Consider the following 18351-nt stretch of genomic DNA (forward strand, 5'->3'; position numbering starts at 1 on the left):
CTCTACCGCCCGCGCGTCATGGCATCCTTCATCCCCCCGGCCCGCAGCGGTACCTGGCGCAGCGAGCTGCTGGCGGTGTTGGCGCTCGGCTGGCCGCTGGCGCTGGCCAATCTGCTGCAGATGCTGGTCCACGCGGTCGATGTGATGTTTGTCGCCCGGCTGGGCGAGCGCGAGCTGGCCGCGGCCTCGCTCGGCGTGGCGCTGTTCGGCCTCGTCATGTGGGCGCTGTCGGGCCTGACGGGGATCGTCGCGGCGCTGATTGCCGAAGAACTCGGGCGCAAGAAGCACGCGGTGCGCGAGGTGCGGCGCAGCGTGCGCATGGCGCTGTGGCTGGCAGTGGGTGCGGGCCTCGCGGGAATGGCACTGTGCGGCCTCGGCGGCGAGGCGCTGATGCGCGCGTCCGGGCAGGAACCGGACATTGCGGCACGCACCGGCGATTTTCTGCGGATCATCCAGTTCGCGATGATCCCGATGGTCGCGGCCAGCGTGCTGCGCAATTTCGTCAGCGCGCTCGGCCGGCCGATCTTTGCCACCGCGATCACCGGCATCGCGCTCGCCGCCAGCCTGCTGTTCAATTACGCCTTCGTGTTCGGCAATCTCGGCGCGCCGGCGCTGGGGCTGGAGGGCTCGGCGCTGGCGAGCGTGCTGACCGCGCTGGTGCAGCTGGCGAGCTATGTCAGTGCGATCCTGATCGACCGGCGGCTGCGGCGTTATCGCATCTTCGGCAATTGGTGGCGGCCCGAATGGGTGCGCCTGCGCACGCTGGTCCGGCTGGGCCTGCCAGTAATGGTCATTATCCTTGCCGAAGCGGGGCTGTTTTCGGGCGCGGCGCTGCTGATGGGGCGGATCGGCGCGTCCGAACTGGCCGGGCACACGGTCGCGTTGCAGATCGCTGCGCTTGCCTTTCAGGTGCCGTTCGGGATCGGGCAGGCGACCACCATCCGCGTCGGCTATCATTACGGCGCGGGCGACCGGCTGGCGCTGGGGCGCGCGGGCTGGGGCGGGATCATCCTTGGCGGCACGTTCATGCTGACCACCGCCGCCGCGATGGTGCTGGCGCCCTTGTGGCTCCTTCGCATCTACGTCGATCCGGCAGCGCGGGCCAATGCGGCTATGGTCGGCTTTGCGCTGCAATTCATGGTCGTGGCCGCCGCGTTCCAGCTGGTCGACGGCATCCAGGCGGTCGCGGCGAGCGCGTTGCGGGGCCTGCAGGACACGCGCATCCCGATGCTGATCGCGATCTTTTCCTATTGGGTGCCGGGTTTTGGCACCGCGATCTGGCTGGGCTTCTATACGCCGCTTGCCGGGACCGGCATCTGGATCGGGCTGGCCGTCGGGCTGGTGTTCGCCGCCGCGCTTTTGACCTGGCGCTGGCACCGGCGAGAGGCGCTGGCGCTGGTCCCTTAGGCGCCGCGGCCCGGCACATTTTTCCCGCCGTAGCGGTTGACTCGCCGGCGCGCCATTCACATATGGACCTCGCTGGCACTCCCCCCGGGCGAGTGCCAAGTGCACCATTCACACTCTATCGAAAGAGGCACATATCATGGCATTTCGTCCGCTGCACGACCGCGTGCTGGTCCGCCGCATCGAAGCCGAGGAAAAGACCGCCGGCGGCATCATCATCCCCGACAACGCCAAGGAAAAGCCGAGCGAAGGCGAAGTCATTTCCGTGGGTTCGGGCACCAAGGCCGAAGATGGCAAGATCACCCCGCTCGACGTCAAGGCCGGCGACCGCGTGTTGTTTGGCAAATGGTCGGGCACCGAAGTCAAGCTCGACGGCGAAGACCTGCTGATCATGAAGGAAAGCGACATCATGGGGATCATCGGCTGATCCAGCCGCCCATCGCTTACCTCCCCCTCAACTTCTGATTTTACGGAGAAATTCCAATGGCAGCCAAGGACGTACGCTTCTCGCGCGACGCACGCGAAGGCATCCTCAAGGGCGTGGACACGCTCGCCAATGCGGTCAAGGTGACGCTGGGCCCCAAGGGCCGCAACGTCGTGATCGACAAGAGCTTCGGCGCCCCCCGCATCACCAAGGACGGCGTTACCGTCGCCAAGGAAATCGAACTGAAGGACAAGTTCGAGAACATGGGCGCGCAGATGCTGCGCGAAGTCGCCTCGAAGACGAACGACAATGCCGGTGACGGCACCACCACCGCCACCGTGCTTGCCCAGGCGATCGTGACCGAAGGGATGAAGTCGGTTGCGGCCGGCATGAACCCGATGGACCTGAAGCGCGGTATCGATCTGGCCGTCGAAAAGGTCACCGAAAACCTCAAGAACCGCTCGAAGCCGGTGTCGGGTTCGCAGGAAATCGCCCAGGTCGGGATCATCTCGGCCAATGGCGACCGCGAAGTCGGCGAAAAGATCGCCGAAGCGATGGAAAAGGTCGGCAAGGAAGGCGTCATCACCGTCGAAGAAGCCAAGGGTCTCGAATTCGAGCTCGACGTGGTCGAAGGGATGCAGTTCGACCGGGGCTATCTGTCGCCCTACTTCATCACCAACCCGGAAAAGATGACGGTCGAACTCGATAACCCCTACATCCTGATCCACGAAAAGAAGCTGTCCTCGCTCCAGGCGATGCTGCCGATCCTCGAGGCGGTGGTGCAGTCGGGCCGTCCGCTGCTGATCATTGCCGAAGACATCGAAGGCGAAGCGCTGGCGACCCTGGTGGTCAACAAGCTGCGCGGCGGCCTCAAGGTCGCGGCGGTCAAGGCGCCCGGCTTCGGCGATCGTCGCAAGGCGATGCTGCAGGATATCGCCATCCTGACCGCGGGCGAAATGATCAGCGAAGATCTCGGCATCAAGCTGGAATCGGTCACCGTCGGGATGCTCGGCCAGGCCAAGAAGGTCACCATCGACAAGGACAACACGACCATCGTAGATGGCGCCGGTTCGGCTGACGAGATCAAGGCGCGCGTGGGTGAAATCCGCACGCAGATCGACGCCACCACCAGCGACTATGACCGCGAAAAGCTGCAGGAACGCCTCGCGAAGCTGGCCGGCGGTGTGGCCGTGATCAAGGTCGGCGGCGCGTCGGAAGTCGAGGTGAAGGAACGCAAGGACCGCGTCGACGACGCGCTCCACGCGACCCGCGCCGCGGTCGAAGAAGGCATCGTCCCGGGTGGCGGCACCGCGCTGCTCTATGCCGCCAAGGCGCTGGACGGCGTCAACGGCGCCAATGAAGACCAGACCCGCGGCGTCGATATCGTCCGCAAGTCGCTGTCGTCGCTGGTCCGCCAGATCGCCTCGAACGCCGGCCATGACGGCGCGGTCGTGTCGGGCAAGCTGACTGACGGCAATGACGAAACGATGGGCTTCAACGCGGCGACCGACACCTATGAAAACCTCGTGTCGGCCGGCGTCATCGACCCGACCAAGGTGGTCCGCACCGCGCTGCAGAACGCGGCCTCGGTCGCGGGTCTCCTGATCACCACCGAAGCGGCCATCGCTGAGAAGCCGGAAGACAAGCCGGCCCCGGCGATGCCCGACATGGGCGGCATGGGCGGCGGCATGGGCTTCTAAGCCCCGCACTTCGCATCCGAAAAGGAGCCGGGAGGGGAAACCTTCCCGGCTTTTTTCGTTCGCCCGCCATGGAGCAGCACAGTACGATCCTCGCCTTCCGGACCAGCGGCGCGGGCCTTTATCCGATCACGCATGACGTGGCGCAATGGACCGCTGAGGCAGCGTTCGCGTCCGGGCTCCTCACGCTGTTCTGCCGCCACACTTCGGCCTCGCTGACGATTCAGGAAAACGCCTCGCCCGAGGTGCTGGACGACATTGGCGCATGGCTCGACCGGCTGGCGCCGGAGGGCGCTGGATACGCCCATGCCGACGAAGGGCCCGACGATATGCCAGCGCATCTCAAAGCGGTGCTGACCGGCGTGTCGCTCGCTATCCCGCTCGTTGGCGGGCGGCTGGCTCTCGGCCAGTGGCAGGGCATCTTTCTGGCCGAACATCGCCGCGCGCCGCACCGGCGCGAAGTGGCACTGCATCTCGTCGGGGCATAAGCTGCGGTTTTCGCTTGCCGGGGGAAAGAAGCGGCATAGGATACGCGCCGGGTCGGATAAGGGAGGGAGCCGCACGATGCTGCGCACCCGAATTCTGTTCGCCGGCCTGACACTTGCTCTCCCCGCGGCGGCGCCTGCCCTGGCGCGACCCGCCGAGCCAGTACCGCGCCATGCGACCCCGGCAGAAGATGCGGCCTTTACCGCCTGGGTTGCCGCCAACGCCACGCCGATCAGCGCCGCCGGCCCGACCGAAGCCGACGTCGCGCCCATAGTCGCGCGGCTGGCCGGCGCCAGCATCGTCGCATAGGCGAGGCGACGCATGGCACGCACGAGGATCAGGCGTTCAAGGCCGAACTGATCAAGGCGCTGGTGCGCACCGGACAGGTGCGGCTGCTGCTGATGAAGAGCAATCTGGCGCCCAATGCGCGGCTTGACGACTATGTCCGCGCCGGGATCGGCGACCCGGCCGATGCGCTGCGCGACCTCAGCCAGTTCCGCAACGTCAAGGGCGACGAATTTGCCGGGCTGGTCCTGTGGATGCGGGCCTGGAACCTGGCGCACCCGGACGACATGGTCCGCATCGCAGGCTTCGACGCGCAGGATAGCGGCCGCGACGCGGACATTGCGTTGACCTACCTCGCCGCGCGTGACGCCGCGGTCGCCGGGCTGAGCATTTTCGAGCACGGGCTGGACCCGCCGGAAGGGATGAACCGGGCGGAATATTACGGTCGGCGCGACAGGGCGATGGCGCGCATCGCTCTCAGGATGCAGCAGCGCACCGGAAAAGGCGCGGTCATCTGGGCGCACGATCTGCACGTGATCGACCGGCTGGACCCACCCTTTGCCGCGATGAGCGGCTATCGCTCGCTTGGGATGGAGCTCGAGGATGCGCTGGGTGCCGGCTATCGCAGCATCGGTTTCAGCTTTACCGACGCGATCGTGCGGACCACCCCGGCGCGAACGGGCCAACAGCTGGCACAGGTCCGGGTCAATGATCAACTGGTGCCGCTCCCCAATAGCGGGCCGGACACGGTTGGCGCGCTGTTCGCAGCGGCGCTTCCGGGACGGCAGGCGGCCTGGATCGACATGGACCGCCTCCGCGCCGAACCTGCGCTCGCCGGGTTCCGCACAGCCTGGAAATTCTGGCCGGCCGAAGGGTGGCTTGTGTTCGCGGACAATTGGCAGAAGGATTTTGCCGCACCGCCTTCATCTGGACACCCGGGTTCGACATGGTTGTCTGGCACCGGCAGGCGACGCCGCAGCGCCGCTGGCCCGACCTGCCACGTCAGCCCGACCTGCCCACCGACGATTGAGCGGGCACCTTGGCGGGCGGTACGCGTTGAGCCGACAGGTGTTCAGCCAACAGGAGCTTTCATGAAACTGCCCGCCAATGCCCATGTCGCCGTCGTCGATGGCACCCAGTTCCGGTTCTTCAGGAATGTCGGCGAAGCCAATGCAATCAAGCTGCAGGGGATCGAAGCGAAGGACATCGAAACCAACAACAAGAGTGCGGGCGTGCGCGATCACGAGGCGACGGACCGGCTCGATGGCGGGCGCCAAATGGAGGAGTTGAGCCACGCGGCGGGCGTTGCCGACAAGCTCAACCACCTCGCCGTGACCAACAAGCTCGACAAGGTGGTAATCATCGCCGACCCGTCGAGCCTGGGCGAAATGCGCCGGCATTATCATACCGAATTGCAGGCCGCGCTAGTCGGCGAGATCGACAAGACGCTGACGAATTCGCCGGTCGAGGATATCATCCGCGCGATCGAAAACGCCTGACCCATCGGGCAAGCGCAGGAAGGGCGGCCGGGCTGATGCCGGGCCGCCCTTTTGTCGTTTGTGTGCCGAGCCTTTAGAAGTCGAGGCTGACCCGGCCGTAGAGATACCGCCCGTTGAAGCCGAAGGGCGAGAAGATCGAGAACGGGATATATTGCTGGTTCGCCGGGTAGAGCCCACCGATCGTCGCCGGGCGTGGACCGTAGGGCGAACGGTCAGGATAGATGTCGAACACATTATCTGCCCCCAGCGCGATGCTGAGGCGCTCGGCAAGGTTCAGCCGCAGCTCGAGGTCGGTGATCCATTTGGGCCGCAAGAAGATATCGTCCGGCCCGTAATCAGTGAGGCTGGTCGGCGCGGCGATCGGATTGGCCGAACCGGGCGAGGTGACCTTGCCAAAACGCGTGGTGCGTGCCGTAATCCCGAACATCCCGACATCGCCATCGAGGCTGAGGACCACTTTGTCGCGCGGTTGCCCTTCGGTAAAGCGCAGCCCTTCGACCCGGCCGAACAGGATCAGGCCGGGGATGGTCGCCAGGGGCCCCAGCTCGTTCTTGCGTTCGAGGATCTGCTGGTCGTTATAATTATATGCTGCAGTCAGGTTCCAGCGGCCAACGCCTTCCACCGGCAACCGCCAGTTGAGCACCGCATCGACCCCTTGCGTGCGGGTGTCGAGGCCGTTGACGAAGAACCGCGCCGCGCCGACCGAATTGAACCCGCCGGCGTCGAGCACCGCCTTGACCGCGGCGTTGACCGCCGCCGTGCCGCTGCCCGCCGCGCCGAGATTTTCGGTCAGCACGATCCGGTCGTTGATGCGGATATTGTAATAATCGACCGTCAGCGTCAGGCCATTGAGCGGGCTGGCAGTGAACCCGGCCGACAGGTTGAAGCTTTTTTCCGGGCGCAGATCCTGCGAGCCGAGCGCGCGCGCGACCGGGCTGCCAACCGCCAGCGTGCTGATATCGACCGGCACCCCGCCGATGAAATTGGTCGAGGTGGTGGTGAAATATTGCTGGTGCAGCGACGGCGCGCGGAACCCGTTCGAGACCGAGCCGCGCACCGCGAACCCGGGCGTCAGTTCGAACCGCGCGGCAAACTTGCCCGTCACCGTGCTGCCGAAATCCGAATAATTCTCGTACCGGCCGGCCAGCGTGGTGGTCAGGCCTGCGAAAGGTTCGGTATCGAACTCGATATAGGCCGCGACATTGTGCCGGCCTTCATCCGTCGCGCTGCCCGCCGGAATGCCGGGGAAACCTTGCGCGCCCGCGCCCGCCGTGCGGCCGGGGAACGAGCAGATCCCGCTGGTTGCATTGAACACGCCGGTCTGGGCCGCGCAATTGACGGCCGTGGTCGCAAAGGAGGCGCGGAAATACGGCCCGATGGCATAGGATTGCAGATCGCCCGGGCGGATGGTGAAGTTTTCGGAGCGGTATTCCGCCCCCACCGCCACGGTCAGCGGCGCGGCAAAGCCGACTTCGTATTCATGGCTGAGGTCGAGATTGGCGATCCACTGCCGGTAGCCCAGCCCGCCGGCATCGAACGCGCGCTGCGATTGCGGGCCGAAGCTGGTGTTGAGCGAGTTTTCCACCCGATAGTCGAAAGTGTTCTTGCCCCAGCTCAGCGACAGATCGCCGCGCCAGCCGCCCAATTCGGTTCGCACGCCAATGGTCGCAGCGCGGTCGGTCAGGTCCGACTGGATGAACGGCAGGAAACCGTCCGGCGTCAGCCCGACGAAATTGGCGTTGCTGGGCGATTGGTTGGGCGCCAGCACGGAAAAGTCGCGATTGGCCGCCGCATTGGCCTGGCGGTAATTGGCCGCCGAGATTGAATCGCGCTGGTTGAAGCTGGCAAAGGCATACAGTTCCGCCGCCTCGCCCAGCGGGATTCCGGCATTGGCGAACAGGATGAAATCGTCCGCCTGCGGATCGCCGAAGCGGAATTGCAGCCGGTCGAAGCTCGCCTCGCGCGGGTCGAACGTCGTGCTGGTCGGGCGGATGTAATTGGGCCTGAGATCATAGCCCTGGCGGTTGGTATAACCGCGATGGCGATATTCGCCGGTCAGGTTGAGATAGCCACCGCTGCTGCCGAAAAAGGGCAGGCCGACATTGGCCGCCACCGCATAGCTTTCGCCGTCGCGCGCCTTGCGCTCGCCAGTGCTGGTTGCGGCGAGATAGCGGCCGTCCGCCGGGTCGAGCACCGGCTGCCCGCCGACCAATTGCAGGCCGGCAATTTCGGCCACATCGTTTATGGTCGTGTGATAGCGGCCATAGGACGCGCTGGCCCGCCCGCCTTCGCCCGCAGCCTTGAGGCGGATGTTGATCACCCCGGCGATCGCGTCCGACCCATATTGCGACGAGGCGCCGTCGCGCAGCACCTCGATCCGGTCGATCGCCAGCGCGGGGATCGAGTTCATATCGACCGCCGCCGAGCCGCGCCCGACCGTGCCGTTGATGTTGAGCAGCGCCGAGACATGGCGCCGCTTGCCATTGACCAGCACCAGCGTCTGATCGGGCGCGAGCCCGCGCAAGGTCGCCGGGCGCAGCGCATCGGACCCGTCGGCGATCGCCGGTTGCGGGAAGTTGAAGCTTGGCACTAGCCGATTGAGCACGCGGTTGGTTTCGACCTGCCCGCCATTCTGGATCGCATCGGCGCTCAGCACGTCGACCGGCACCGGCGAATCTTCCACCGTCCGGGCACTGGCGCGGGTTCCGGTGACGATGATGGTCGGCTGGTCCTGCGCCGTCTCAGACGTGTCCTGCGCATGGGCCGGCACAGCCAGCGCGAGCGGCGAAAGGGTAGCGAGCAGGCTGAAGCGGCGGGCGGCGGTCATCGGCGGTTCTCCCTCTGTCGAGGGATGACTAGCACCTTGCCGCGACATGAACAGCCGGGACGACACGAATGTTTCTTAACTGTGACGGTGCTGCAACGCACAGGTTGTTACGCGAACAGCCCCCTCCGCGGTCCTAAATAACCGAACAGATAGGCGCCGACCTTCCGCATCTGGATCTCCTCGGCTCCTTCGGTAATGCGGTAGCGGCGGTGGTGGCGGTAGATATGTTCGAACGGCTTATGCCGCGAATAGCCGATCCCGCCATGGACCTGCATCGCTCGGTCGGCCGCTTCGCAGACCAGCCGGTTCGCCCAGTAGTTGCACATGCTGACCTTGTCGGAGATCGTCCGTTCGATGTCCTCGTGGGGCAGGCGATCCATCTCCCACGCGGTTTTGTAGATCAGCAGGCGCAGCATCTCGCATTGGGTGGCGAGTTCGACCAGCGGGAACTGGATCGCCTGGTTGCGCGCGAGTTCCTCGCCAAAGGGCTTCCGCTGCCGGGCGTAGCGCACGCTTTCCTCGATACAATAGGTCGCCGCGCCGAGGCTGCTGGCGGCCTGGCGGACGCGGTTCTGGTGGACGAAGCTCTGCGCCAAAGCGAGCCCGCGCCCTTCCTCACCCAGCATCGCGCTGGTTGGCACCCAGACGTTCGTCAGCGACAGGCGCGGATGGTCGGTCGGCATATTGAAGGTCCACAGCCATTCCTCGATCTCGAGGCCGGGCGTGGGATTGGGCACCAGCAGGCAGGTGATCCCGCGCGCATCGCCCGCCGCACCGCTGGTGCGGGCGAACACCGCGCAATGCGTCGCGTGGTGCATCCCGGTGATCCACATCTTTTCGCCAACGATCCGCCAGCCGGCCACGCCGTCGCGTGTTTCGGGCACTGCGCGCGTTTCAATATGCGTCGCGTCGCTGCCGTGATCGGGTTCGGTCAGGCCGAACGCCACCCGCCTTTCCCGCGCAAAGCCGCCGGCGATGAACTCCTCCTGCTGTTCGGCCGTGCCAAAGGTTTCGAACATCGCCACGAAGGGGAAATTGCCGACGATCGAATGTTCGTTCTGGAGATCGTTGTGGAGGCCCAGCCCGCGCTGGGCGAAGCGGTCGCGGATCACCGCCATCCACAGGTTTGACCCGTCCTGCCCGCCATATTTCTTGGGCGCGGAAAAGCGCCAGTGGCCCGCGGCGTCGGCGCGTCGGCTGGCTTCGCGCAACAGCGCCTCCCACTCGGCGCGGGGAAGGCCGCCGCGCTCCCAATCGGTGCGGGAATGTTCCCGGCGATGGTCGAAGAAGCGTATGTTGTCATCCGCCTGTTCGAGCGGGACGATCTCGGCCTCGATGAAGCGGACCAGTTCGGCGTAATAGGCTTCGAGATCAGCGGGGACGGTGAAATCCATCAGTCTTCTCCTTCCCACAGCGCCCGCGCCGCGGCGAGGGCGGGATATTTGGGCACGTCGGCCGCGAGCTTGTCCAGCGCATCGCGGCGCAGCTGCGCGATGGCGGTGCCGGCGGCGTCATCGCTGCGTCCCGCCAGCAACGCATCGGCGAGCGCCCGGTCGCGCACGTTAGGGGCGATGCGATGCTCGCGCGCCGCCATGCCCAGCGCATTGCGGGCGACGGCGAGCTGGAACCGGTCATGCCCGCTGACTTTGTCCTTCAGGCTGGCGAGCCATTCGCCCACAGCCTCGGCCAGTTCGGCTGCGCTCGCTTCGCCCGTTTCCGCGGCGGCTGCCTTGGCCGGCGGCGGCGCGATACCGGGCGCCAATTCGCCATCGAGCAGCATCAGCAAATCGAGCTCATTCTCGCTCGTCCGGCGCGAGATGACCACGCGTTCGAGCATCCGGTCCTGCCCGTCGCGCCAGACCTGCGCCTGCCTCAGGCAGCCAAGCGCCCACCAGACAGTGCGATAGACGCTCCAGAAGCGGAACCGCCCAAGATCCACCGTGCGCCCGCCGGCGGCGTCGTAGGCGGCAAAATAATCGTCCAGCGCCCCCAGCCCCAGCGCCGGGCGGTCATAGCGGGCGAACCTCCAGACGGCCATGCAGCCGAACGCAAGGTCCTCGTGCCAGTCGCCGAGATGGGCCAGCTCCCAATCGAGCACGCCCGTCAGCCGGCCATCATCGACCAGCAGATTGCCCAATCGGAAATCGCCGTGGTTCAGCACCGGCTCGGCCGGCGGCGGGCAATTATCCCGCAGCCAGCGAAGGCCCAGTGCGATGATGGGCCGGTCGCCGCCCGTCGCCTCGAACTGACGCACCAGCTCGGCGACTCCCGCGCGGTAATCCAGCGTTGGGACCGCTTCCGGCAGAGCGGCGGGGGAGAGCGCATGAATCCGCGCCAACTGCCCGGCACATTCAGCCAGCAGCGCCGGCCCGTCCGCTGTGCCGAGAATAGAGCCCGGATCGGCGGTGCCGGGCAAAGCGCGCATCAGGAAACCGCTGCCGAGGGCGTCGCTGTCTTCCAGGACGCCGATGATTTCGGGCGCGCACACCCCGCCCGCACGCGCGGCGCGGATGATCGCAGCCTCCTCCGCATGGCCGAACGGACGGCCGGCCATGAAGGCGGGCGACGGCGCGCGGCGCAGCACGTAATCCGCGCCGCCGGAGCTGATGCACCAGCTTTCCATCGTCGCCCCGCCGGTGAGCCGGGTGACGGCGCTGGCCGGCGGCAGACCTAACCGGGCCAGCATCGGCCTCAGAAGCGCGCTCAGCTGTGCAGCCATTGCCATCCCCTGCCCTGCTCGATCGCGATGCTGCCCTGCCCGGCACGGGCGGGCAAGCGGCCCCCCCGGATTTTCCCGTATATCGAAGCTGCGCCACGGCCTGTCGCTTGGCCGCTTGCCGCCGCGGCCGCCCGAGTTAACCAAGGGGCAAGCAAGCTTGGGATAGATCGGGGTAATGAAACGGGGACTGATCGGGCGGCTGACCGCCGCATTGGCACTCGGCGCGGCGAGCATTGCCCCCGCGCACGCGCAGAGCGTCGAATCGCATTTCGACAACGTGCTGGGGAGCGAATTGCGCGCGCCGCGCGATCTGACCGCGCGTTACGATACACCTCTGGCGCAGCGGGTGGCGATGCTCGCCGCCGGCGATCAGGGGCGGATCGGCGTGGCCGCGATCGACCTTACTTCGGGGCAGATGATCTCGATCCTCGGCGATCAGCGCTTCCCGATGGCCAGCACCAGCAAGATCGCCATCGCCGCGACCTTCATGGAAGGGGTCGAACAGGGCCGCTGGACGCTGTCGAGCGAATTTCCGCTGCTCATCCCGGTCCAGTCGCCGCGTTTTTCGAGCGCGCGGGCGCCGGTGCGGCCGGGCTCGTACATGACCGCTTACGACCTTATCGACCTGATGATCACCCGCAGCTCCAACCCTGCTACCGATGCGCTGCTGGCCGCGGTCGGCGGTCCGGCGGCAGTCAATGACTGGGCGCGGCGCAACGGGATCACCGATTTCACGCTGACCCGCGATATTGCCACCCTGGTGCGTGACGATGGCGAGGTCGATCCTGCCAACCGGATCGATATTCGCGACAGCGCAACGCCGATGGCGATGGCGCAATTGCTGGCCGGGCTGCACCAGGGACGCTTCCTGTCGGCCCGCAGCCGGCAGGTGATCCTCGACGCGATGGAGCGCTGCAAGACCGGTACGCGCCGCATCCCGGCCCTGCTGCCGCTCACCGCGCGGGTCCAGCACAAGACCGGATCGCTCAACAACACGTCGAGCGACATCGGCATCTTCCGGCTGGCCGACGGGCGGCCGATCGCGGTGGCAATCTATGTTACCGGGCAGGGCACGCGGCTCAACCGCGAACGCCGCATCGCCGAAATTGCCCGCGGCATCTATGACGGCTATTCGACCTTCAGCGGCACCGGCGCCGCTTGGGTCCGCGCCAGCCAGTAAGGTCGCCGCCCGCTTCCCAACAAAAAGGGGCGGCACCTCGCGGTACCGCCCCTCTTTTGTAACTAACGCAAGCTGAGGATTAGTCAGCCTTGGCTTCGGCCTTCGTTTCGTTCTGCAGTTCGGCTTCGGCAGCGGCCGCACCGGCCTGAGCAGCGTCGCCAGCGTTGGCGGCGGCAGTCGCGGTGGCGTCGGCAGCGTTCTCAACCGCAACGGCGGTGTCGGTGGCAGCTTCTTCAACCGCAGCGCCAGCAGCTTCGGCGTTCGCTTCGGTGTCGGCAGCAGCCGATTCAGCGGTTTCGGCAGCAGCGTTTTCGGTCTGCTCCGAGCAAGCGGCGAGGGTCAGGGCGCTGGCAGCGGCGGCAGCGGCAAGAACGATCTTACGCATAATATATGTGTCCTCGATCAGAGATCCGCAGCGGACCGTAGCCCGCTACGCGAAACCCCAAAGGTGGGCTTCTGATGGCTAAATAGTGGCAGCTTTGTGGCAGCGCAAGCGAATTGCGACCCGTTCCGCCACATTTTTACCTTAATCTGTCCAATCAGGCGGTTAACGCGCATGACCGGGGCGGTCCAGCCTGCTAGCAGGCGGTCAATGGCAGACAAGCAGCATCTCTATCTGGTGGACGGTTCGGCCTATATCTTCCGCGCCTATCACCGCCTTCCGCCGCTCACTAACCCCGAGGGTACCCCGGTCGGGGCGGTCTATGGCTATACCACCATGCTGTGGAAGCTGGCCGACGATCTCGACCAGGCCGACGGGCCGACGCATCTGGCGGTGATTCTCGACAAGGGAGCAACCAGCTTCCGCAACGCGCTATACGATCAGTACAAGGCCAACCGGCCCGAACCGCCGGCCGATCTGGTGCCGCAATTCCCGCTGATCCGCGATGCCACCCGCGCCTTCAGCCTGCCCTGTATCGAGGAAGACAATCTCGAGGCGGACGATCTGATCGCGTCTTATGCCCGCGAGGCGACGCGGATCGGCTGGGATGTGACCATCGTCAGTTCCGACAAGGATCTGATGCAGCTGGTCGGCCGCTGCAGTGAAGGCGGCGGCTGCATCGATATGCTCGACACGATGAAAAACCAGCGCATCGGCATCCCCGAGGTCGTCGAGAAGTTCGGGGTCGAACCCGATCTGGTGGGCGATGTGCTGGCGCTGATGGGCGACAGCGTCGATAATGTGCCGGGCATTTACGGCATCGGCCCCAAAACCGCCAGCAAGCTGATCCAGGATCATGGCTCGCTCGTTGCGGCGCTCGATGCGGCCGAAGCGATGAAGCCCTCCAAGCTGCGCGACAGACTGATCGAAGGGCGCGAAATGGCGCTGCTCAGCCGCGAACTGGTCCAGCTCAAGGAAGATTGCGACCTGCCCGTCCCGCTCGCCGACATGAAGCTGGATGGCGTGCCACCCGAGCCGCTCGCCGGTTTCCTCACCCGCCATGGCTTCACCAGCCTGCTCAAGCGGCTGGAAGCGGGCAATGGCAGCCCGGAGCGGCGCACCGACCTCAACCCGGTGAAGCACGGTACCCCCGGCGCGCCGGCCGGTCCCGGCGGCAACCGCCAGCCCCTCCCCGATATGCCGCCAGTCGATCGCAGCGTGTACGAGACTGTGACCGACGAGGATCGCCTACTCCACTGGAGCGCGCGGGCCTTTGCCGCGCGGCGAGTGGCGATCGATACCGAGACCAGCGCGCTCGACGCCATGCGGGCGGAGCTGACCGGGATCAGCCTCGCGCTCGGCCCGGGCGATGCCTGCTACATCCCGTTCGGCCATGGCGGCAGCGACCTCTTATCCGAACGCCCGCCGCAACTGTCGCTGGACCGCGCGCTCGAAATACTACGCCCGCTGCTCGAAGCGGACGAGGTGCTCAAGATCGGGCAGAACATCAAATACGACATCAACATCCTCGCCCGGCACGGCGTGACCCTCGCCCCGGTCGATGACACGATGATCATCAGCTTCGCGCTCGATGCCGGCCGCAGCCTCGAGGGGATCGGCGGCGGACACGGGATGGACGAGCTGAGCGAGCGGCATCTTGGCCATACCACGCTGACCTTCAAGGATATCTGCGGCAGCGGCAGGAAGGCGATCGCGTTCGGCGAGGTGCCGCTCGACCGCGCGACCGAATATGCCGCCGAGGATGCCGAAGTGACCTGGCGGTTGCACCGGGTGCTCGCTCCGCGGCTGGCCGATGAGGGCGGCACGCGGGTCTATCAGCGCGTCGACCGGCCATTGATCCCGGTGGTCGCCCAGATGGAGCGCCACGGCATCAAGGTCGACCGGGCGCGGCTCGGCAGCCTGTCCGACGAATTCGCCCGCGAAATAACCCGCATCGAGCGCGAGGTGTGGGATTGCTGCGGGGTCGAATTCACCATCGGCAGCCCCAAGCAATTGGGCGACGTGCTCTTCGACAAGCTCGGCTACAAGGGCGGGCGCAAGGGCAAGAGCGGCCAATATTCGACCGATCAGGCGATCCTCGAAGGGCTCGCCGCGCAAGGGGCCGAGGTCGCGACCAAGGTGCTCGAATGGCGCCAGCTGTCGAAACTCAAATCGACCTATACCGATGCGTTGCAGGCGGCGATCAACCCCGCGACGGGGCGCGTCCACACCAGCTACAGCCTGGTCGGCGCGCAGACCGGGCGGCTGTCCTCGACCGATCCCAACCTGCAGAACATCCCCATCCGCACCGAAATCGGGCGCCAGATCCGCGACGCCTTTGTGGCCGAGCCGGGCAATGTCCTGCTCGCCGCCGACTATTCGCAGATCGAACTGCGCCTCGCCGCGCACATGGCCGATGTGCCGCAGCTGAAAGAGGCTTTCGCCAGCGGCGAGGACATCCACGCGCGCACCGCGATGGAGATGTTCGGCCTGGTCGACCGCGACACGCGGGCGCGCGCCAAGACGGTCAATTTTGCGATCCTCTACGGCATCAGCCGCTGGGGTCTGGGCGGGCGGCTGGGGATCGAGGCAGACGAGGCGCAGGCGATCATCGACACCTATTTCCAGCGCTTTCCCGGCATCCAGCATTATATCCATGCGACGCTCGAAAGCGTGCGCGCGCGTGGCTATTCGGAGACTTTGTTCGGCCGCAAGACGTGGTTTCCGCGGATCAATTCGAAGAACCCCAACGAACGCGCAGGCAGCGAACGCGCGGCAATCAACGCCCCGATCCAGGGCACCAGCGCTGACATCATCAAGCGGGCCATGGCGCGGATGGGCCCTGCCCTCGCCGAAGCCGGATTGCGCCACGTGCGAATGCTGCTTCAGGTGCATGACGAACTGGTGTTCGAATTGCCCGAAGGCGATGTTGCCGCTGCCACGCCGGTGATCGAACAGGTCATGGCTGGCGCGGCATTGCCGGCCGTCACGCTCGACGTGCCGCTCGGTATCGATATCGGCACCGGAGCCAGCTGGGGCGCCGCGCATTGAGCGGGCTGCCGCAATCTGCCCAGAGCAGCGCCCCCGCCCGGCGCCGGACCCTGTGGTTGATGGGCGCAACGCTGCTCACCATCGCCGCGTCGCTGGCGGTCGCGATGATCCTGATCTTCCGCACCGTCGAGGCAGAGCGCAGCGAACGCGCGCAGGTCGATCGCACCATCGCGATCCTCACGGAATTGCGCACCATCAGTCAGGCCGCGATCAATGCGGAAACCGGACAGCGCGGATATATGCTGACGCTCGACCGCGCCTATCTCGAACCGTTCCACATCGGCCGCCAGCAATTCGGCCCGGCGGTCACGCGGCTGCGCAACCATCTGCGGCCGGTAGCTACCGAAGAGCAGCGCGCACTGCTTGACCGGATCGAACGCGAAGGGGGACGCAAGTTTGCCGATCTCGACGCGAGCGTCGCGCTGGTGCGCGATGGCCGTCTGATGGAGGCGCAACGCGGCCTGCTGACCGACGAAGGGCAGGCTGCGATGGTTCGCCTGCGCGATGCGGTCGCCCGGTTGGAGCGAATCGAGAACGACGTGCTCGACAGCGCGATCGCCGACGCCGACGGTGCGGAGGACATGCTGCTACCCCTGCTTGCCGCAGTCAGCCTGTTGATCGTCGTGGCGATGGTCTTCGGCTTCCTGATGATCGTGCGTACTGCGGGGGCGGAGGCTGCAGCAGCCCATGCTGCCGAATTGGAGGAGGCGCGCGACCGCGCCGATCTGCTTGCCCGCGAGCTCAATCACCGGGTCAAGAACCTCTTCGCGGTGATCCTTGCCATCGTTCGCATGAGCGCCCGCGACAAGCCCGAGGCAAAGCCGACCGTGGAGGCCATCGCTGAGCGGATTCACGCGCTGCTCAATGCGCACGAGGTAACCCAGGCTACCGGCGCCAAACAGGTCGCCTCTCTCGGTGCCTTGCTCGACAAGACGCTCGCCCCCTACCGCTCGGCCACAGCGCGCGCTGCCCTCAGCGGTCCGGAGGTTACGCTGACCAACCAGCAGATCACGCCGCTGGGTTTGGTGCTCCACGAGTTGGCGACCAATGCGGTCAAATATGGATGCTGGGCCAAGGGGCGCGCGCTGGCGGTCGACTGGCAGGTCGAGAACGGCATGCTTGCGCTTACCTGGCGCGAGGAATGCCCCGGCCTTCCTGCGGAGCCCGAACGGCAGGGGTTCGGCAGCCTGATGATGACCAGTGCGGCCCGGCAGTTGCGCGGCACCGTAGAGCGGCGCTTCACCCCCGAGGGTGTCGAAGTCGATATCGCCTTCCCGCTGGCCAGCTGAGCGGCGCCATTGCCACGCCCCGGCACTTTTCCTAAGCCGCCCATACCCATGCCGCTCGACATCCTGCCCCATCTCTCGCTGGACGAAATGCTCAGGGCTGCCGGGGGCGTCGCACTCGCGCTTGCGCTGGGTGGAGTGGCGCACAGGATTCTGTTTGCCGTGCTCGGCCGGCTTGCGCGCCTCTCGGCGAGCGACGCCGACGACCTCGCGCTAGACCGCATCCGGCAGCCGGCGCTGCTGCTGATGCTGGCACTTGCGTTCGCGCTCGCCGCCCCGCTCTCCCCGCTGCTGGAACAGGCACGCGAACTGGCCGGCCCCTTCATAATCCCCGCGCTGGTCGGGTGGATTGCGCTCAATCTGGTGCGCGCGGGGGCCATCGCGCTCGAGCGGCAGGCTCAACTGGCCGACGATCCGGCCGCGCTGCGCAGCCGGCATACGCGGATCGCGATCTTTTCCCGCACGGCAGCGGCGGCGATCGTGGTAGTGACGGCCGGGCTCTTGCTCCTCCGGATCCCCGGTGTGCGCGAAGTCGGGGTGACGCTGGTCGCCTCGGCCGGGCTCGCCGCACTGGCGGTGGGCGCAGCAGCCCAGCCGGCGCTGAAATCGCTGGTTGCGGGCCTGCAGATGGCGCTGACCGAACCGGTCCGCATCGGCGACCAGGTGGTGGTCGACGGGCATACCGGACGGGTCGAGGACATCCGCATGAGCTATGTCGTGATCCGGACCTGGGACGAGCGCGCCGTGGTCGTCCCGACCAGTTTTTTCATCGACCGTTCCTTCGAGAATTGGTCACGCAAGAACGAGGTGCTGAGCGGGGCGGTATTCCTCTATCTCGATCCCGTCGCAAAGATTGCGGCGATCCGTAAGGAAGCCGAGCGCTATATCGCCACGCGCCCCGAATGGGACGGCCGCACCGCCAGCGTCCACATGACCGACGCCAAGAGCGATTATGTCGAATTACGCATCGCGATGAGTTCGCACGCGATAAGCCAGCTGTTCACTTTGCGCGCCGCCGTGCGCGAACACATGATCGGCTGGCTGCGCGATGCCCAGCCCGAGGCGCTGATCCACCGGACCAGCGCCTGACTGCATAGCGACAGTGCGCGCC

The 18351-nt window shown here is 66.2% G+C and carries 14 protein-coding genes; 10 read left to right on the plus strand and 4 right to left on the minus strand.

From position 1 onward, the window contains the following. The first annotated feature begins 18 nt into the window (after positions 1-18). The 6 genes from ILT46_RS09750 (at position 19) to ILT46_RS09775 (ending at position 5795) form a co-directional block, all read left to right on the plus strand. Entirely contained in the window at positions 19-1407 is a 1389-nt protein-coding gene (locus ILT46_RS09750) for an MATE family efflux transporter (RefSeq protein WP_199504456.1), read from the plus strand. Between the two features lie 136 nt (positions 1408-1543). Then, complete coding sequence (gene groES / locus ILT46_RS09755) at positions 1544-1831, plus strand: co-chaperone GroES (protein ID WP_199504457.1); 288 nt, start codon at positions 1544-1546, stop codon at positions 1829-1831. 56 nt (positions 1832-1887) lie between these two features. Further along, positions 1888-3528 carry a chaperonin GroEL gene (gene groL / locus ILT46_RS09760; RefSeq protein ID WP_199504458.1) on the plus strand — a complete coding sequence of 547 codons (1641 nt, stop codon included), beginning with the start codon at positions 1888-1890 and terminating at the stop codon, positions 3526-3528. A 68-nt stretch (positions 3529-3596) separates the two neighbouring features. After that, entirely contained in the window at positions 3597-4013 is a 417-nt protein-coding gene (locus ILT46_RS09765; RefSeq protein WP_199504459.1) for a secondary thiamine-phosphate synthase enzyme YjbQ, read from the plus strand. Between the two features lie 76 nt (positions 4014-4089). Continuing rightward, positions 4090-4320, plus strand: coding sequence for a hypothetical protein (locus ILT46_RS09770; protein WP_199504460.1), 231 nt, complete (start codon positions 4090-4092; stop codon positions 4318-4320). A gap of 62 nt (positions 4321-4382) precedes the next feature. Next, a complete protein-coding gene (locus ILT46_RS09775; RefSeq protein ID WP_199504461.1) occupies positions 4383-5795 on the plus strand; it encodes a baeRF12 domain-containing protein in 1413 nt (470 codons plus the stop codon). A 73-nt stretch (positions 5796-5868) separates the two neighbouring features. Here the strand turns inward: ILT46_RS09775 and ILT46_RS09780 are convergent, their stop codons facing one another. The 3 genes from ILT46_RS09780 to ILT46_RS09790 form a co-directional block, all read right to left on the minus strand. Further along, positions 5869-8622, minus strand: coding sequence for a TonB-dependent receptor plug domain-containing protein (locus ILT46_RS09780; RefSeq protein WP_199504462.1), 2754 nt, complete (start codon positions 8620-8622; stop codon positions 5869-5871). A gap of 107 nt (positions 8623-8729) precedes the next feature. Next, complete coding sequence (locus tag ILT46_RS09785) at positions 8730-10016, minus strand: acyl-CoA dehydrogenase family protein (protein WP_199504463.1); 1287 nt, start codon at positions 10014-10016, stop codon at positions 8730-8732. Further along, entirely contained in the window at positions 10016-11341 is a 1326-nt protein-coding gene (locus ILT46_RS09790; RefSeq protein WP_233397168.1) for a phosphotransferase, read from the minus strand. Before ILT46_RS09790 ends, ILT46_RS09785 begins: the two co-directional genes overlap by 1 nt. 175 nt (positions 11342-11516) lie before the next feature. On the opposite strand from ILT46_RS09790, the gene ILT46_RS09795 reads away from it, so the two are divergent. Beyond that, positions 11517-12521: a serine hydrolase gene (locus ILT46_RS09795; protein ID WP_199504465.1), complete on the plus strand. Its 1005-nt coding sequence runs from the start codon at positions 11517-11519 to the stop codon at positions 12519-12521. Between the two features lie 79 nt (positions 12522-12600). Here the strand turns inward: ILT46_RS09795 and ILT46_RS09800 are convergent, their stop codons facing one another. Next, a complete protein-coding gene (locus ILT46_RS09800) occupies positions 12601-12906 on the minus strand; it encodes a hypothetical protein (protein ID WP_199504466.1) in 306 nt (101 codons plus the stop codon). 207 nt (positions 12907-13113) lie between these two features. Here ILT46_RS09800 and polA point away from each other — a divergent pair, with 207 nt between their 5' ends. The 3 genes from polA to ILT46_RS09815 are packed head-to-tail and all read left to right on the plus strand — an operon-like array spanning position 13114 to position 18329. Further along, the gene (polA, locus tag ILT46_RS09805) at positions 13114-15954 is read left to right on the plus strand and encodes a DNA polymerase I (RefSeq protein ID WP_199504467.1); all 2841 of its coding nucleotides are present in this window, start codon (positions 13114-13116) and stop codon (positions 15952-15954) included. Positions 15955-16013: 59 nt separating this feature from the next. After that, positions 16014-17243: a sensor histidine kinase gene (locus ILT46_RS09810; protein WP_199504468.1), complete on the plus strand. Its 1230-nt coding sequence runs from the start codon at positions 16014-16016 to the stop codon at positions 17241-17243. Positions 17244-17291: 48 nt separating this feature from the next. Further along, entirely contained in the window at positions 17292-18329 is a 1038-nt protein-coding gene (locus tag ILT46_RS09815; RefSeq protein WP_199504469.1) for a mechanosensitive ion channel family protein, read from the plus strand. The last annotated feature ends 22 nt before the right edge of the window (positions 18330-18351 follow it).

Source organism: Qipengyuania sp. YIM B01966 (assembly GCF_016461955.1).
Classification (GTDB): Bacteria; Pseudomonadota; Alphaproteobacteria; order Sphingomonadales; family Sphingomonadaceae; genus QFOP01.

What these genes read in the sequence shown, in the direction of transcription:
- ILT46_RS09750 (WP_199504456.1), top strand. Translation starts at nt 19, where the DNA reads ATGGCATCCTTCATCCCCCCGGCCCGCAGCGGTACCTGGCGCAGCGAG.
- groES (WP_199504457.1), top strand. Translation starts at nt 1,544, where the DNA reads ATGGCATTTCGTCCGCTGCACGACCGCGTGCTGGTCCGCCGCATCGAA.
- groL (WP_199504458.1), top strand. Translation starts at nt 1,888, where the DNA reads ATGGCAGCCAAGGACGTACGCTTCTCGCGCGACGCACGCGAAGGCATC.
- ILT46_RS09765 (WP_199504459.1), top strand. Translation starts at nt 3,597, where the DNA reads ATGGAGCAGCACAGTACGATCCTCGCCTTCCGGACCAGCGGCGCGGGC.
- ILT46_RS09770 (WP_199504460.1), top strand. Translation starts at nt 4,090, where the DNA reads ATGCTGCGCACCCGAATTCTGTTCGCCGGCCTGACACTTGCTCTCCCC.
- ILT46_RS09780 (WP_199504462.1), bottom strand. Translation starts at nt 8,622, where the DNA reads ATGACCGCCGCCCGCCGCTTCAGCCTGCTCGCTACCCTTTCGCCGCTC.
- ILT46_RS09785 (WP_199504463.1), bottom strand. Translation starts at nt 10,016, where the DNA reads ATGGATTTCACCGTCCCCGCTGATCTCGAAGCCTATTACGCCGAACTG.
- ILT46_RS09790 (WP_233397168.1), bottom strand. Translation starts at nt 11,341, where the DNA reads ATGGCTGCACAGCTGAGCGCGCTTCTGAGGCCGATGCTGGCCCGGTTA.
- ILT46_RS09795 (WP_199504465.1), top strand. Translation starts at nt 11,517, where the DNA reads ATGAAACGGGGACTGATCGGGCGGCTGACCGCCGCATTGGCACTCGGC.
- ILT46_RS09800 (WP_199504466.1), bottom strand. Translation starts at nt 12,906, where the DNA reads ATGCGTAAGATCGTTCTTGCCGCTGCCGCCGCTGCCAGCGCCCTGACC.
- polA (WP_199504467.1), top strand. Translation starts at nt 13,114, where the DNA reads ATGGCAGACAAGCAGCATCTCTATCTGGTGGACGGTTCGGCCTATATC.
- ILT46_RS09810 (WP_199504468.1), top strand. Translation starts at nt 16,014, where the DNA reads ATGGGCGCAACGCTGCTCACCATCGCCGCGTCGCTGGCGGTCGCGATG.
- ILT46_RS09815 (WP_199504469.1), top strand. Translation starts at nt 17,292, where the DNA reads ATGCCGCTCGACATCCTGCCCCATCTCTCGCTGGACGAAATGCTCAGG.